Origin of the sequence: Clostridium pascui (assembly GCF_016908015.1) — a bacterium.
Classification (GTDB): Bacteria; Bacillota; Clostridia; order Clostridiales; family Clostridiaceae; genus Clostridium_AK; species Clostridium_AK pascui.
The window spans coordinates 287,724-304,286 of the sequence record NZ_JAFBDB010000005.1; the positions used below are offsets into that span (position 1 = coordinate 287,724).

Below are 16,563 nucleotides of genomic sequence, written 5' to 3' on the forward strand. Positions count from 1 at the left end.
TTATATTTTTCAATTTTATTTTCTTCTATTCACAAAATAACTAAAGGCAGGTAATTTAATGATATATTATAATGAAAAAGAATATATATGTTTGTTAGATTTTGCAATGGATCTTATAAGAGGTAAATGGAAAGCAGTTTTACTATGCCATTTATATGAGGAACCTAAAAGATTTTTAGAACTTCAGCGGATAACTAAAGGAATAAGTCAAAAGGTATTAAATGAGAAGCTTAAGGAACTAGAAAATGATGAATTGATAAGTAAACTAATTTATGCAGAAATTCCACCTAAAGTTGAATATTATCTTACTGATAAAGGAAAAGAACTTACCAAGATTATTAAAGAAGTTGAAGATTGGTCAATTAAATATTATCCTCACTTAAATAGTGATTGTGATCAATAATTTATTAAATTAAAATATACTATTAAAGAAACACTGAATAATTATTCTAAAAAAATCCTTTACACAGTATCACTTCAGTATTATAATGAGTTTAAAGTGATATATTATTTACATAAAAAATAAATATAATTAACTAGGGGTGCCCTTTGGCTGAGAAGATTTTAATAATCTAACTCTATGAACCTGACGTAGTTAGTACTACCGTAGGGAAGTTATGTACGAGTATTATTATAATTGATTTTTATAATATGATTTTGTAGGAAGCTTTGCCATATGGTAAAGCTTCTTTTTAGTTTGCTTTTAAAATTTAATAATTAGACCATTTCAAAAATGAAGATAATAAACATTAATACTTATTTTTTGAAAAGGTCTAGCGCAAGGGGAGCTTATGCTAATAAGCTGAGAAAGAGATGCTATCTCTGACCCTCATAACCTGATTTGGATAATTCCAACGTAGGGAGCATTTTTCAACTATACATTTGTATTCTTGTTGCAAGCCCTATATAGGCTTGCATTTTATTTTTGTCAAAAATAATTAAATAATAAAGGAGAGTTTAAATTATGTATACAACTCAAATGGATGCAGCTAAAAAAGGTATTATTACAAAAGAGATGGAAATAGTAGCGAAAAAGGAAAATATGGATATCGAAGTTTTAAAAAAGCTTATTGCAGAAGGTAAAGTTGCTATACCAGCTAATAAGAATCATAAATCCATAGATGCAGAAGGTATAGGAGAAGGATTGAGAACAAAAATAAATGTAAATTTAGGTATATCAAAGGATTGCTGCGATATTGATGAAGAAATGAAAAAAGTACAGCTAGCTTTAGACATGAAGGCTGAAGCTATAATGGACTTAAGCTCCTTTGGAAAAACTGAAGAATTTAGACAAAGACTTGTTACTTCATCATCTGCTATGATAGGAACTGTACCAATATATGACGCTGTGGGTTTTTATGATAAAGAATTAAAGGATATTACTGCAAAGGAATTTTTAGATGTTGTAGAAAAGCATGCAAAAGATGGTGTAGATTTTGTAACTATTCATGCTGGTATAAATAGAGAAACTGCAAATGTGTTTAAAAGAAATAAACGACTTACAAACATTGTTTCAAGAGGAGGTTCTCTTCTTTATGCCTGGATGGAACTTAATAACAAGGAAAATCCTTTTTATGAATATTACGATGAGTTATTAGATATATGCGAAAAATATGATTTAACTTTAAGTCTTGGAGATGCTTGTAGACCTGGTTCTATCAATGATTCTACCGATGCCTGTCAAATAAAAGAACTAATGGTACTAGGAGAATTAACTTTAAGAGCTTGGGAAAGAAACGTTCAAGTTATCATAGAAGGCCCTGGACACATGGCATTAAATGAAATTAAAGCAAATATGCTGCTTGAAAAAAAACTTTGTCATGGTGCTCCATTTTACGTATTAGGTCCTATAGTTACAGATATAGCCCCTGGCTATGACCACATCACAAGTGCTATTGGAGGAGCATTAGCTGCTAGCTGTGGAGCTGATTTTCTATGCTACGTAACTCCAGCAGAGCATCTAAGATTACCTAATCTAGAGGATGTTAAAGAAGGTATCATTGCTTCAAAGATAGCTGCTCATGCTGGCGATATAGCCAAAAATATTCCTAGTGCTAGAAACTGGGATAATGAAATGAGTAAAGCAAGACAAGAACTTAATTGGGAGAAAATGTTCGAGCTTTCTATTGACCCAGAAAAAGCTAGAAGATATAGAAAAGAATCTTCTCCTGAGCATGAGGACAGCTGCACTATGTGCGGAAAAATGTGCTCTATGAGAAATATGAATAAAATAATGCAGGGAAAAGATATCAATATTTTAAGAGAAGATAACTAGGAAGTGATAGAATGCAAATAAATGATGTTGATAAATATAAAGAAGAATGTGGAATAGTAGGAGTATTTTCTAATAAAGAAATTAATTTATCTTCTATACTTTATTTTGCACTTAATGCACTACAACATAGAGGAGAAGAAAGTTGCGGTTTAACATATTCAGATGGATATCAGCTCATTTGTCATAAAGATATGGGCTTAGTAAATGAAGTATTTGCTAAAAATAATCTCAATAATATAAATGGTTTTTCTGCCATAGGCCATGTACGATATTCTACCTTTGGTGAAAGTACTGCTATAAATGCTCAGCCTATATTAGATGAACATTCTTTTGGTGAAATAGCTTTAGCACATAATGGTAATATTACAAATGCAGTTAAGTTAAAAAAGCAATTGGAAGCTTGTGGATTAAAGTTTAATACCTCTACTGACTCTGAGGTTATTTTAAAACTTATTGAAAAATACTATGATTCTTCTATAGAAAAAACTTTACAAATTATATCAAACCATCTCGAAGGTGGGTATGCTGCAGTTATGCTTACAAAGGATAAGCTGTTTGCTATGCGTGACCGTGATGGCATCAGACCTTTATGTATAGGAAAGTTCAAAGATGGTTATATTGTATGCTCAGAAAGTTGTGTTTTGGATATGATTGGTGGAGAATTTATAAGGGATGTTGATCCTGGAGAAATACTTAAAATTGACAATATCGGAATAGAAACTTTAAGCTCTATCAAGAATGCTCTATGTAATACCTGTGCTCTTGAATATATATATTTTGCTAGACCAGATAGTAAGATTGATGGCACTAGTGTTTATAACTCCAGATTCAAAGCTGGTGAGACTTTATTTAAGGAATATCCTGTATCTGCTGATATTGTGATAGGAGTGCCTGATTCTGGCACTCCTGCTGCTTTAGGATATTCTAAAGCCTCATCCATACCTTATACCTTAGGCTTCGTTAAGAATAATTTTATAGGTCGAAGTTTCATAAAACCCTGCCAATCCAAAAGAAAAGAAGCTGTGTCTTTGAAACTAAATGTTATTAAGGAGAATATTCAAGGTAAAAAAGTTATAGTTGTAGATGATTCCATGGTTAGAGGTACAACCTGTAAAAAAATCATCTCTCTTCTTAAAAAAGCAGGTGCAAAGGAAATTCATTATAGACTGGCTTCACCCATAATAAAATCTCCATGCTGTTTAGGAATTGATATTTCAAATAAAAAAGAACTCATAGGTTCTCATATGAACTTAGAAGAAATAACTGGATTTATCGGAGTAAATAGTTTAGGATATATAAGCATAGATGGTTTTTTAAACACTTTAGATCATAAAAAAAGTGCATGTCTAAAGTGTTTTATGTAATATATATTAGGAGTGTTGATTTATGAGACTTCACAGACTTTTGGGAATTATTATGTTGCTTGATTCACGAGGAACAATAAAAGCAGGCAATTTAGCTAAAATACTTGAAACCTCGGAGAGAAGCATATATAGAGATATTGATATATTGTGTGAAGCCGGTATTCCAATCATGTCAATTCCAGGTCCTAATGGAGGTTACTCTTTTATAAAGGACTACAAAATCAATTCGAATGCTTTAGAAAGCGGAGATGCTGTTAACCTCTTGTTGTCGAGCATGGGTATCAGACCAGAAAAGAATACAGAAACGGCTCAAAAACTGAAAAACGCCCTTATTAAACTTGAAAATAGTGTCTCGGAGGAACATAGAGAGGAAATTATTAAAGCTAAGGAAAGATTTTTTATTGATTCAGACCCATGGCGGGGAAAAAAAATTGAGAATAAGTATGTAGATATAATAAAAAAATCCATACTAAATTTAAGAAAATTAAAAATACACTATAAAAGGTATGATAGTGAAATATCAGAAAGAATTATACGCCCTTATGGTGCTGTAGTAAAAAATTCTGAATGGTATGTAACAGCCTTTTGTGAAACAAAAAAACAAATCAGGATTTTTAAGCTTAACAGAATTAATGATATTGAGGTACTTGATGAAAGTTTTAATATGCCTAAAAACTTTTGTCTTGAAGAGTTTTGGGAAACTAGCAAGCAACAATTTTTAAATCAAGAATCTCATAAGATAAATCATAATACATATTTAGTAAAGATCAAATTGAGTGAAGAAAAAAAAGCACTTCTTAATGGGTTTTATGTAAGTTCTTTTGTCCAAGCAGATGATAAATGGTTTTATGAAATTGATATGATAAGTTTTCAAACTGCCTGCAATGTAATTTTTCCCTTAAGTGATATGATAGAAGTTTTAGAGCCTCTTGAACTTAGAGAATATATAATAGAAAAAACAAAAAAAATTTTTAATTTGTATAAATTCTAATAAATCCTTGCCACAATGTTGGCAAGGATTGTTTGATATAATTAATCTATCAAATCAAAGAAGGGAGATACTAATTATGGAAGATAAAATAGTAATCATCAACGGCTTCAAGGCAGTAGGCCTAACTTACTTTGGAAATAATAAAAATGGAGAAATTCCAAACCTTTGGGACGTATTTAACAAAAGCTACAAGGATATAAAGCAAAAAAGTAAATCTATGCTGTGCTACGGTATATGCGATGACGAACCAGATTCAGATGCGAGATTTCACTATACTGCTTGCGCAGAAGTAGACAGTTTTGAAGATGTTCCATCAGGTATGGAGATAAAGATTGTTCCAGAGGGCAAATATATTGTATATACCTATGGGGGAGCACTAAAAGATTTAGGTGAATTCTACAATGAAATATTTACCAAGTGGCTTCCAACTTCAGGGTATCAGATAGATCACAGACCTCAACTAGAATTATATGATAATAGATTTATGTGCAATGGTGAATTTGATATATATGTGCCAATTAAGTGATTTTTATTTTTTTATGCATCTTAAAAGGTTGCAAAACTATTTATTACATAAAGATAGTTTTACAACCTTTTTTAATATTACTAGTTATTTAATTAATTCATTCATTGCAACTGCTATATTTTTTAATTCTTCAGCACTAGTAGCTATTTCTTCACTTGTAGCCGCACTCTCACTTACTGAGTCACTTACTGTACTAAACATATTTATAGTATTTTGTGTTTTTTCAACTATATCAGAGTTGAAGATTACTACGTTTTCTGTTTCTTTAAGTAAGTTACTTGTCAATTTATTAATTTCATCTATGTTTTCTCCAGATAACTTTAAATCTTCTATCATACTAATTACATTAGAGACTGTTTCATTTAAAAATTTATTTCCTACACCTATTTTTTCATTATTATCTTCCATTAATTCTTGTACCTGATTTGTCTTTTCTTTGAATTCGTTAACAATTGTACTTATATCATTTAATGACTTTTGGCTACTATCTGCAAGTCTTCTAACTTCGTCTGCAACAACAGCAAATCCCCTACCTGCTTCACCTGCTCTTGCAGCCTCAATACTAGCATTTAATGCTAATAAATTTGTTTGCTCTGAAATACTACCTATAACCGATAATATTTCATCCATTTGTCCTGATTTTTCTTCTAAAACCTTTGTAGCCTTATAAGTTGTTTTTATACTCTTTATTATGCCATCCATGATACCTAGTACACTTTTTAAAGACTCTTCATTATCGTTGGAAACACTAACTAAATTTACAGAAACATTTTTAGTATCTTTTGCTTTTAAAGATACTTTTTGATTTATATTTAGTAATGTTTGTAAACTTTCCTTACTTTTATATGACTTATCTAACATTTCCTTTGAATCTATACTTATCTCATGACTAGTATTAGCAATTTCTTGAATTGAGTTAGTTTCTTCTTCAATCATAGTTGATAGTAAGTTGCTTGATTTTAATAGCCCATTTGAAAATTCAGCTATCTTGCTAAGTAAATTTGAAATTTTATCATTTTTTTCTTTAAGCATCTCTTCATTCTCTTCTACATCCTTAAGCAGCATAGAGGCAAAAAGAGTAAAAATAAAAATTCCAGAGGAAATAAGTATTATAACCACACTTCTTATAATTAGCTCTCGTACAATTACCTGTTCATGTGGCAAAATTGAAGGATTAAATTTAAATATTATAAATTGACATATTAAACCTATGATTATAGACAATATGTTCATTTTATTATCTAAAAATAATGCTCCTATTATTATAAAGTAAAAAACACTTACCCATAATTCCTTTGATGGAATCATAAGTGTAATATACAAATAATTAATATATGATATTACTAATATAAGCGGCTTGAACTTATTCAACTGATTCATCCAATTATCACTAGTTTTCACTATTGATTTATAGATAAGTCTAAACATTATTAACTCCAACAGTACTATTATTGTAAATGCCGCAATATAATTCCATTTCACCTCATCATATAATCCAAAAAATTTCATACATGCAAAAGTTATACTTGCTGCTAAAGCACTTATAGAATAGAGAACTAAAACAAATCTTAGAGTTCTCTTTTGATAATTGCCTACAATACCATCATTACTAGCCATGAATTCTTATCCCCCTTTTAATAATATATTTCTATAGCATACCTAATAAATTTAGCTAGCATTTGTATAATAATGCAGTCATTATATATCCACCAGCCACTGAGCAAAATACTAAAATATCATCTTTATTAAACTTTTCTTTCTTTACTCTATCATCTAAAGCCATAATAGGGCTCGTACAACCAGTATATCCATATTTATCACCAACAAATGTTGCTTTATTTAAAGAAGCTTCTAGCTTATTTAATGTTAATTCTATATCAGATTTAGAAAACTGGGACATAAAATAATGAGAAACGTCTTTGGGTCTATATTCATTTTCTTTTAATAACTCAGTTATTAATTCTGTCCATTTGTCTGAAAGAAATCCAAAATCAAAGGGATTCCACTCCATTTTTTTATCATGTGCTTTAATAGTACTTGGAATATTGGATAGCCCGCATGCAGGAAATCTAATTGTTTCATTATATGTATCATCTGTAAATACTCTAGATCCTAACAGTCCTCTTTCTTCTTTTTCTTCCTTTACTTCTAGCACAACAGCAGCTGCACCATCTGCGAGACATGAATAAACAACCATATCATCTTCACGTGCAAAAGGACTTATAAGCATTGATCCAACAACTAAGATTCTCTTGTATTTTTTATCAGTTTTTAAATACTTTGATGCAATATCTATACCAGTAAGCATACCTACGCAGTCATTATTTACATCAAATACATTAGTAACATTTTCTGCTTGTAACTTATTTTTTAATATTAATGCACAGCATGGAGTTAAATATTCTGGAGTATCAGAAACTGCTATTATAGCATCAATATCCGATGACGTTAGTCCTGCATTTGAAAGAGCATTTTTAGCAGCCTCAATTCCCATGCTTATACTTGTTTCATTTTTGGCAGCTAAAGTTCTTGAACTTCTCCCAAGCTTTTTCATGAGTCCAGCTACATGTTTTTCTGCCCCATAACGTTTAAAATGATTAATGTAGTATTCATTTTTAACTAGCCTCTTAGGATGATAACTTCCTATTCCTTTTATATAAACATTTTTAAACATAATTACGGCCTCCCTGATTTGCTAATATTTAAAAACAAAAAATGCTAAAGGAACCTTAATTACAAGGACACCTTTAGCACTTTATTATAAACTTTATTTACAAGACACTGTTTTATTAAAATACTTTGGCAACCTGGCAATCATAGGATTGATAATTCATCCATTAGACCCATAGCTTTGCGTCCCTACTTTTCAATAAGTTTGCTATTTTCAATATTTATTTGGATTCTATTAACATATTTTACATAGATTTTAATGTATAAGTATATAATCGGCATTATTTATTACTTCTTTAGTATATTTTTGTAATGGTAGTTTTTCAAGTTTATTTATACTAGAGACTAGAAGATACTGGCACATAAATATCATTAGAAATAAATTCGGAATTAATGAGCATTCCATTTTCATATGTTTTTCTTATGACTTTTACTTTATAGGCATTATCATCCCTATTCACATCATTTTCAATTACATATATCCTCCTACTTAAATCAGAATTCGAAAAAATATTAATATATAAATTTTCATTCTCAGTATGCCCTTCTATATATATTGGATAGTTAAGTGTGTTTACGAATTTAAAATCTATGTTTTGCCAATCAACTGTAGCATCAAGTCCAAGTCCTACATAAGAAGACGGTAATGAATGATTTATTCTATCTATATTTTGTATTCCTGCTTTTAAAATGGCATTATATAGAGTAGATGACACCTGACAAATACCTCCACCTATCCCTGATTCAATTTTATTATCAATTATAACTGGAGCCTCCATATACCCTCTCTCTTTCGTTCTCTCTCCTACTACATCATTAAAACTAAAAGCCTCACCTGGCATTAAAATTGTACCATTTATAGCATTAATACAAACTTTAATATTATTAGCCCTCGTAAAAGATGATGATTTAAAGCTTGTACTAAACGATGATATGCATGTATTAACACCAGAAAGTTTAGACTTTTTAATTTCAGCTTCCACCTCTTTAACGGGTGCCTTTATATAAATATCACCGCTCGTTCCTGATTCTATACTACTCTTAATATGCTCATAAAGTTTTTCTTTTTCAACTTTAGCACCTTTTATATCATCTTGTATTTGTATTTTACTTTCAGTATTGATTTTTATTATTGCATTTATAGGATTTTTATTGATTTCTTTTTCAATTTTACTTATAAATGCCCTAATTACTTCATCATCACAAGTAAAATCTAAATCATACGACTTATTACTACCAATCTTTATAAGCTCATGTTGTTTAATTATATTTAAATCCTTTCCGAAGTTAAATGCTTTATCAATGGCATTATCAACACTGTAACTCTTAATTAACTGAAGCTTGTTTATGGAGTAAGTTTTATCATCAATGGTTACATATAGTTTCTTGTTATATATATTATCTATGTATTGAGTATTAATTATATTTCTTGCTTCATCTTTAGTTTTACCACCTAGATCAATATCAGCTATTTTTATATCACTATAAATCAACTGATTCCATCTCTCATTTTCCATACCTAGTCTCCACATAAAACCAATTATTAAACCTAAAAAACTTGAAATAAACCGAAATACTAAAATTTTAAAATCTAAAGTAACACGATATTTTTCCTTCATCATTCCCTCATAATTTACCCTAAAATTAAAAATATATTATAAATCTATTTTGAAAAAAAGTTAATAATTTCTCCTATTTTTTGAGATTCGTACTTAATTTCGTATATTTGCTCTTCTAGCATATTTTCATTAATTTTTATTTGTTCTTGATAATCATTAATTAAACTTGATAGCTTGGCTATTTCTTCTTTATACTTAGCAATATTGTTGTTAGTTTGTTTGTAATAGCAATCTATTACCTCATCCAATAAATTCAATCTTTGATCTCCATCAGAGAGAAGTTTGTTTAAATCCATCCTGGAAGCATCAATAATATTTATAACCGATTGCTTCACTATATCTTTGGGCAGATTTTGTGGCAAAGCATTGATTAAATTTTGCAGCATGAAAACTGTATTAATATTGCTGTTTTCAAGTCCATGTAAGGAATATATATCATCTATAGTCATTTTCTTTTTATATATATTATTATCAACTGTCGAAGATTTATCCTCAATAACTGGTTCAACAACTTTAACTTCTTCTTTGTAGTCATTAGCTTCCACATTCACAACGTTATGACCATTATTTATCGCTTCATCAAGTTTAATATTGTTTTTCAACTCGGAATCAGTATATTCCGACTTCTCTTTACTAACTTTTTCTACCAAATTATACTTTTCTAAAATAGACATTACTTTTGACATGGCATACACTCCTCAATATTAAAACTTTACTATAACTATATAAGTTTCCAGACAATCATTTTACCTATCATTATGCCTAATGCAAACATGATTAAACAAAAGAAAATACACTGAAACTTATCTGTAAATCCATATTGTGTTTTAGACAATTTGTTTTGAAAAAATTTGAATATAATCCTACAAAAAATCAGTGAAATTAAAGAAAACATAACTCCAATTAAAAAAAATTTTATTATCATCTATAATCACATCCATATTATATATATCGAAGTCATTTTAGCGACTTTTAATATTTTTAAATTATTTTATTAATTTAATTATATTTCATATAATATTTGTTCTAACTTATTATGAATGTCGTTTTAATACATACTAAAAAAGCTTAAACATCATTCATTTACTAGTTTAAGCTTTTTTAGATTAACTCCCATTTAACTTTAGAGAATTTACCACCTATAATTTTACTTGCGTGATACCTTAAATAATAAAATAGGTATAATTATTATTCCTAGTATGTAGGCGCTTATCATTTCCATTATCGAAATAAAATACATTATATTACCTACAGGATGCATGTCACCATATCCTACAGTAAAAAAAGTAGTTGCACTAAACCATATACAATCTGAAAATGGCTTAGATACTCTATAGTAGTGATTAATAGGATCCTTAAGAAAATTTCCATCAAATATACAATTAAGTTGACTAAACGGAAAATTGTGTATAATAAAGTATACAATAGCATTGGCTGCAATTATAAGTATTACAACAGAAATAACCATTGCTGATGTTTTTATTATTGTAAATTGCATATTATTTTTACCGTGTACTGACAAATGATTATTAGCTGATAATATTAGTATTATTACAATCATGTATATCATTATCATGTATGCAGTAGGTATAAATTCCATTAAAATAATCTCAACAATCGATATATATTCTTGTATAAAAACTTTTATGGGATAGTAATATACAATTTTAAATAATGTATAAGAAGAAATGGCTATATTAATTAAATTAAGTGTAAAAGTACAGCACAATTCATTATGATCTATTTTCTTCTTTTTTTTACTATAGTATCGATATGATATTATCATTATAACTAACAAGCTTATATAAAATAAGAAATAGCTTCTGCATAAAAGTATTAATATAGAGCATAATAAGTTAATAAATATGCCACTTATAACATTCACATCAATTAGATATACTATACAAAAACATAATAAGGAAATAGCCAGAATTACCAAATTATAAGCAATGATATTAATGATGTTACCTCCCTAAAACTACTATTTTATATAATATATAGTTTTAATGCTTTACCTATTACTAAAAACTCTTCCTATATCTAAAACATGAGATAAAGTCTTCAGATTATTCCCTTTATAAAAAACTTCATTATTTAAATACTTCTAGCACTCTTCAGTCTTTTTGATGTTTCTTTCGCTTCTAAATGCGTTACCGCTAAAACCGCAACAAAAACATAATCATCTGCTGATGTTAATAGAAAGTGATTTTTCTTCATATTATCGAAGAATTCTCTTGTCCTTCTAATTTTATAATCCCATTCATACATATATAATTTCAATTAAGTATATATAAACCTTAAGTTTTCTTTAGTATAATCTATATATATAATAAAAAGCTATAAATGAACACAAGTTCATTTACAGCCATATATTTAAATGTTATTTTGTGTTGAATACATTTCTGATGCTGTATAAAGATAATATGAAAGACCTATCTTCTGATTTTCTAACATATTCCTGTGAAAATCATCCTGTAAAAAGAACTTTGAAACATTCATAAATGATTTTGCATCCATACTCGCACCATGATTATTTAAAAATGCTATATGCCGTTTAATTTTCTTTTGCAGTTCCTCATCGTCTGCTTTGATTCCACTCTTTAGTGCATTAGCAACATAATTGATAAATTCCTGTGCTTCTAAAGCTTGCTCATTTAACTGTTCCACTTGAATATCTTCAGATTTTAACATATCATACTCATATTTATCTTTAAGATACTCATTTTGTTCTGTAAGCACCTTCCCCCATTCCTCTTTGTTGAGACCTTGAAACATTGCTGATTTATCCATATTTTCTCCTTTCTTAGTAAGACGAATCGATTCTTCAATGGTGTTTAATACACAATCCATTCTCTGCTTGCGCGCAATAAGCAGTTTTTGTTGATCAATCAAACACTCAATTCGACTTGGTTCATCTTCAAGAGCCTTTTTTATATCTTTAAGAGAAAAATCAAGTTCACGATAAAACAATATTTGTTGTAATCTTTGCAGCTCTTCCACTCCATAAAGACGATAGCCGGCTTCTGTCATCTTGCATGGTACTAATAATCCTATTTTGTGATAGTGATGGAGTGTTTTCACTGTTACTCCTGTTAACTCTGCAATTTCTTTAACCGTGTATTCCATGATTTCTCACCTCGTATATAATCTTAAGCTCTTACCTAAGGTAAGAGTCAAGGATTTATTAAAAAGATTTTTTTAATAATTCTCGAGTAACTGCTGACAGTTTCATTTCAGCGGCAATCTCTTTCCCTGCCTTTTCTAAAAATTTTAGATAATCATCTATTGAAGATTGCAATTCTTCTGGTCGATTATTAAGAAGTTTCCCTCGTGTAGAATAAATTTCTCCTATCAAATCCATGTGCATCTTTTGAGCAACTCGATTAATCCAAAGTGAAATCACTTGAAACTCAGATTTATCAGAATGGCCACAGCTAGACATCATCATTAGTTTAGGCCCCTGTGCTTTTGTAGGCTTTAAGTTTTGATTTTCTTCTTTCATATCTTTTTTAGAATGAGGACTTCCTATCATTGTCATTCTATCCATAAAAACTTTTAGCATACCAGAAACATTCTCAAAATATACCAGTGTAGCAAATAAAATAATATCTGCCCATCCAAGAAGTGAAAGTACACTTAACATATCATCACTAATTACACATTGCCCAGGACCTCTCTCCCAACACATGTGACAACCTCTACAGTGCTGTATTTCTTTTTCAGCTAAAAATATACTTGCAGTCTCTGCTCCTGCTTCTTTTGCTCCCATTAAAAATGCACTTACCATTACATTAGTATTACCAGCTTTACCTTTAGGACTACCATTGATTACCACGATCTTCATTGTCACACTCTCCATTTTACTATATTTTTTTATATAACTTAAAATTTTCTCCCTGACTTTCAACCCACATCTGTAAAAGTTCTTTCAAATCATCCAATTTTTCCTTTTCTGTAGCACCTTCCTGTACCTTAAGTTTTTCCACAATTTCAAATGTAAAACTGTCTTCTCCATAAATTTTCCAGTCCTCTTGTAAGTTTTTCACCTTAAATCTTCCCATATTTAACTGAAATTTAATTCCTTCAAAGGGCTTATATAAGTTCTTACATATATCTACATAAGAATATCCTGTAGTTTTATTGTGTATTTCAATTATCCCCATTTCTATCTCTTGCTGTTTATACTCATTAATAAGTTCTTTTTTCTCCATCTTATCCATTACATTTCCCTCACAATTCTTATAATATTTACTTCCATCCTTAGTTCTCTTTAGATAACCATAATCCACTAAATAACGGCGTATAATTGCATCGTCTTCATAAATAGGTTTAATAATCTTTTTTACTTCCATTTCCGTATACTCTTTATTTGGCTCAAATAAATCAGTAAACCTTGGTAATAAAGCTTTTCTTTTTTCTTCCCTGGCAGGAAAGTTTCGAAGCTTAGGCTGTGTCACTGTTGGCATTTCTTCATCAGTTAACTCCATAATGGCTAAAAAAGCTCTTGCTTGTCTTGCTCTCTCTCTTAAAGCAAATCTCATGTTTCTTACTGTTGATTCTGCGCAAGCAAGTTTTACAGCAATTTCTTTATCACTATATTTATTTGATACCATCTCCAAGAATCCTTTTTGAATTTCAGTAAGTCCAGTATACTTTTTATCTAACAAAAGTAATCTTTCAATAGGATTACCATGTTCTACAATGTGAGAATTTACATCATTATCATCGTTACCTATGTTTACCCCACATATTAAGCAAATAAATTCTGCTTTCTTGCTGTTCCAAACATATCCTCTTTTAAAATCATCTATAGTTGCATTACGAATTAATTCATTCACTTTTTTCTCTCCCGTCTATTATTTTCATAGACATATTAACATTATTATTTATTATTGTCAATTATACTAAAAAAGCGACTGGTTTTAACCAATCGCTTTTTTCAACTTGCCACTTGCCATGTGGGTGGCACTATACTATAAAAGTTCTAAAAGTTTTTCATCTTTAATTTCTTCCGCTTTCCATTCTATTACTGCAAAGTTGCCCTTTGAGATTTCATTAACTTTATTAATCCAAACAATCTCATTGCTAGCCTTAGCCTTAAGAATATTATTTGTAGTATTTGCAGCATATAAACTTGAATTTATTACCCACCATTTACTTTTTATACCTGCACGTTTTAAATCTTCCTCAAGCCTCATAGCTTCATAAACAGGTGTCGCTTCAGCTAAGGTTACAATTATTACTTCTGTTTCATCTGAATTTCTAAGTTTAGGTAAAAGCTTCCTAACTGATTCTGGCACATCTCCTTGTGAACGCTGTATTTCTCTATTATAGCTTTCTGTTGAATCTAACAGTAACAATGTGTGTCCTGTTGGTGCTGTATCTATAACAACTACTTCATTTTCCGATTTCTCAACAATTTGAGCAAATGCTCTAAATACAGCAATTTCTTGAGTACAAGGACTTCTTAAGTCTTCTTCTACATATTCAATATCTTCTTCACTCATTGTTTCTCTAGCTTTGCTTAAAACTTCTTCTCTATATTTTTCTAATTCTTTTTTTTCATCTATGCTACTAATTGTAATACCATAGCTTTCATGTAAAACAAACTTCAAATGTGCTGCTGGATCTGTAGTAGTTAAATGAACTTTCTTGCCTTTCTTAGCTAAACCTAATGCAATTGTTGCAGCAATGGTAGTTTTGCCTACCCCGCCTTTACCCATTGTAAAAATAACCTTCTTATTAGAATTATATAAATCCTCTACAATAGAATTTAACTTTGGGATTTCATTAACTTGTAGTTTTTCATTAATGTACTTAATATTATCTTCTTTCAAAAAGGCTCTTATATTTTCAAGTCCTGTTACATTGTATGGTCTTAATGGAATTTTAAATGCAACCAATTTTTTTAGATGCTCTGGTATATCCCTAAGCGCCTTTTGCTGCTTGTTAAAAATATCTTTTGATAAATTATCATCAGGATTTTTAAGGATACCATTTATAACGAGAATTTGATTGTTAACCCCTATATCTTGCAATTCTTTTGATGCTCTTTCAGCTTCTTTTAATGGGGCAATTTCTGGTCTTGAAACAAGTATGAGTGTTGTTGCGCTTTCATCTGCTAATGTTTTCACTGCACTCTTATAAATCTCTTTTTTGCTTTCAAGTCCTGCTAACTGACCTAAACAGGATGCACCATGGGTGCTTTCACTAATAAAGTTACTCCATGCTGATGGTAACTGTAGCATTCTAAGTGTATGACCTGTAGGTGCTGTATCAAATATAATATGGTCAAATTTATCCTTAACTTTTTCATCTGTAATAAAATTCGAGAATTCATTAAACGCAGCTATTTCAACAGTACATGAGCCTGAGAGCTGTTCTTCCATATTTTTAATTACTACATCAGGAAGTTTCCCTCTATATGGACCTACCACGCTTTCTTTATATTCCCTTGCAGCTACCTCAGGCTCAAAGTTTGCCACTATAAGGTTTGGAACTTCTTTTATCTGAACACCTTTATTGTTTAATTCTGTGTCGAAAACATCCTGTAAATTTGAAGCTGGATCCGTACTTACAAGCATTATTCTTTTCCCTTGATCTGCTAGCATAATAGCAGTTGCACAAGCTGTTGATGTCTTTCCAACTCCACCTTTTCCAGTAAAGAACAAATACTTAGTCAATTTTATATTATTAGGATTGAAACTTTCCAGCATTTCTCCACGCTCCTTCTTTATTAGCAGCATCCATCTTCGCAATTACAACTTTTAGGTTTCATCTTTTTTATTGAAACTTTAAGGTAATTCTCTGGAATATCTAGCATTTTACAAAACTCTTCGTTAGTTGGATATGATTTAGTTTTAACCACTTCTCCATCAACAAGTGTTACTGGTAGTACATCTACTCCTTCACTATTTAGCAAATCATTGATAAGCTTATTATCTACAAAGGCTTGTGGGTTATTTGTTAAATTATATCTTTCAACAATAACTCCATTGCTCTTTAAATTATTCAATACAGTCGATACTCTAAGCAGCTGCGGATCAATAACAGGTCCACAAACTCCAGTAGAACAGCACATAGCAGGATCAAAAATAATCATCTTTTTCATAATATAC

Annotated in this window: 16 protein-coding genes and 3 riboswitches; of the genes, 5 read left to right on the forward strand and 11 right to left on the reverse strand. The window is 30.0% G+C overall.

The genetic code is table 11. The features are described 5' to 3' along the window. The first annotated feature begins 58 nt into the window (after positions 1-58). The 5 genes from JOC70_RS13885 (at position 59) to JOC70_RS13905 (ending at position 5,156) form a co-directional block, all read left to right on the forward strand. Positions 59-403 carry a winged helix-turn-helix transcriptional regulator gene (locus tag JOC70_RS13885; protein WP_204599490.1) on the forward strand — a complete coding sequence of 115 codons (345 nt, stop codon included), beginning with the start codon at positions 59-61 and terminating at the stop codon, positions 401-403. A gap of 125 nt (positions 404-528) precedes the next feature. Continuing rightward, a riboswitch (TPP riboswitch) is annotated at positions 529-630 on the forward strand. A gap of 141 nt (positions 631-771) precedes the next feature. Next, a riboswitch (TPP riboswitch) is annotated at positions 772-879 on the forward strand. Positions 880-961: 82 nt separating this feature from the next. After that, on the forward strand, positions 962-2,275 hold the full coding sequence (thiC, locus tag JOC70_RS13890; RefSeq protein WP_204599563.1) for a phosphomethylpyrimidine synthase ThiC: 1,314 nt from the start codon (positions 962-964) through the stop codon (positions 2,273-2,275). Positions 2,276-2,286: 11 nt separating this feature from the next. Then, positions 2,287-3,639, forward strand: a complete 1,353-nt coding sequence (gene purF / locus JOC70_RS13895; RefSeq protein ID WP_204599491.1) for an amidophosphoribosyltransferase — start codon at positions 2,287-2,289, stop codon at positions 3,637-3,639. Positions 3,640-3,661: 22 nt separating this feature from the next. Then, on the forward strand, positions 3,662-4,630 hold the full coding sequence (locus JOC70_RS13900) for a helix-turn-helix transcriptional regulator (RefSeq protein WP_204599492.1): 969 nt from the start codon (positions 3,662-3,664) through the stop codon (positions 4,628-4,630). 76 nt (positions 4,631-4,706) lie between these two features. Next, complete coding sequence (locus tag JOC70_RS13905) at positions 4,707-5,156, forward strand: GyrI-like domain-containing protein (protein ID WP_204599493.1); 450 nt, start codon at positions 4,707-4,709, stop codon at positions 5,154-5,156. A gap of 84 nt (positions 5,157-5,240) precedes the next feature. On the opposite strand, the gene JOC70_RS13910 is transcribed toward JOC70_RS13905, so the two are convergent. From JOC70_RS13910 to arsD, 11 genes are all read right to left on the reverse strand, one after another. Continuing rightward, a complete protein-coding gene (locus JOC70_RS13910) occupies positions 5,241-6,773 on the reverse strand; it encodes a methyl-accepting chemotaxis protein (RefSeq protein ID WP_204599494.1) in 1,533 nt (510 codons plus the stop codon). 55 nt (positions 6,774-6,828) lie between these two features. Further along, positions 6,829-7,830: a ketoacyl-ACP synthase III gene (locus JOC70_RS13915; RefSeq protein ID WP_204599495.1), complete on the reverse strand. Its 1,002-nt coding sequence runs from the start codon at positions 7,828-7,830 to the stop codon at positions 6,829-6,831. 124 nt (positions 7,831-7,954) lie between these two features. Then, positions 7,955-8,046, reverse strand: a riboswitch (cyclic di-GMP riboswitch). Between the two features lie 118 nt (positions 8,047-8,164). After that, positions 8,165-9,343, reverse strand: a complete 1,179-nt coding sequence (locus tag JOC70_RS13920) for a VanW family protein (RefSeq protein WP_204599496.1) — start codon at positions 9,341-9,343, stop codon at positions 8,165-8,167. A 146-nt stretch (positions 9,344-9,489) separates the two neighbouring features. Next, entirely contained in the window at positions 9,490-10,131 is a 642-nt protein-coding gene (locus JOC70_RS13925) for a hypothetical protein (protein WP_204599497.1), read from the reverse strand. 461 nt (positions 10,132-10,592) lie between these two features. After that, a complete protein-coding gene (locus JOC70_RS13930) occupies positions 10,593-11,045 on the reverse strand; it encodes a potassium channel family protein (RefSeq protein ID WP_204599498.1) in 453 nt (150 codons plus the stop codon). 494 nt (positions 11,046-11,539) lie between these two features. After that, positions 11,540-11,713, reverse strand: a complete 174-nt coding sequence (locus JOC70_RS19620) for a DUF4003 family protein (protein ID WP_204599499.1) — start codon at positions 11,711-11,713, stop codon at positions 11,540-11,542. A 105-nt stretch (positions 11,714-11,818) separates the two neighbouring features. Next, positions 11,819-12,571 (reverse strand): MerR family transcriptional regulator, encoded by a 753-nt coding sequence (locus JOC70_RS13940; protein ID WP_204599500.1) that lies wholly within the window; start codon positions 12,569-12,571, stop codon positions 11,819-11,821. Positions 12,572-12,629: 58 nt separating this feature from the next. Continuing rightward, on the reverse strand, positions 12,630-13,289 hold the full coding sequence (locus JOC70_RS13945; RefSeq protein ID WP_204599501.1) for a flavodoxin family protein: 660 nt from the start codon (positions 13,287-13,289) through the stop codon (positions 12,630-12,632). Positions 13,290-13,308: 19 nt separating this feature from the next. Then, positions 13,309-14,283: a DUF2087 domain-containing protein gene (locus JOC70_RS19540; protein WP_204599502.1), complete on the reverse strand. Its 975-nt coding sequence runs from the start codon at positions 14,281-14,283 to the stop codon at positions 13,309-13,311. Positions 14,284-14,418: 135 nt separating this feature from the next. Continuing rightward, on the reverse strand, positions 14,419-16,161 hold the full coding sequence (gene arsA / locus JOC70_RS13955; RefSeq protein WP_204599503.1) for an arsenical pump-driving ATPase: 1,743 nt from the start codon (positions 16,159-16,161) through the stop codon (positions 14,419-14,421). A 20-nt stretch (positions 16,162-16,181) separates the two neighbouring features. Beyond that, positions 16,182-16,556 (reverse strand): arsenite efflux transporter metallochaperone ArsD, encoded by a 375-nt coding sequence (gene arsD, locus JOC70_RS13960; RefSeq protein ID WP_204599504.1) that lies wholly within the window; start codon positions 16,554-16,556, stop codon positions 16,182-16,184. Between the last annotated feature and the right edge of the window lie 7 nt (positions 16,557-16,563).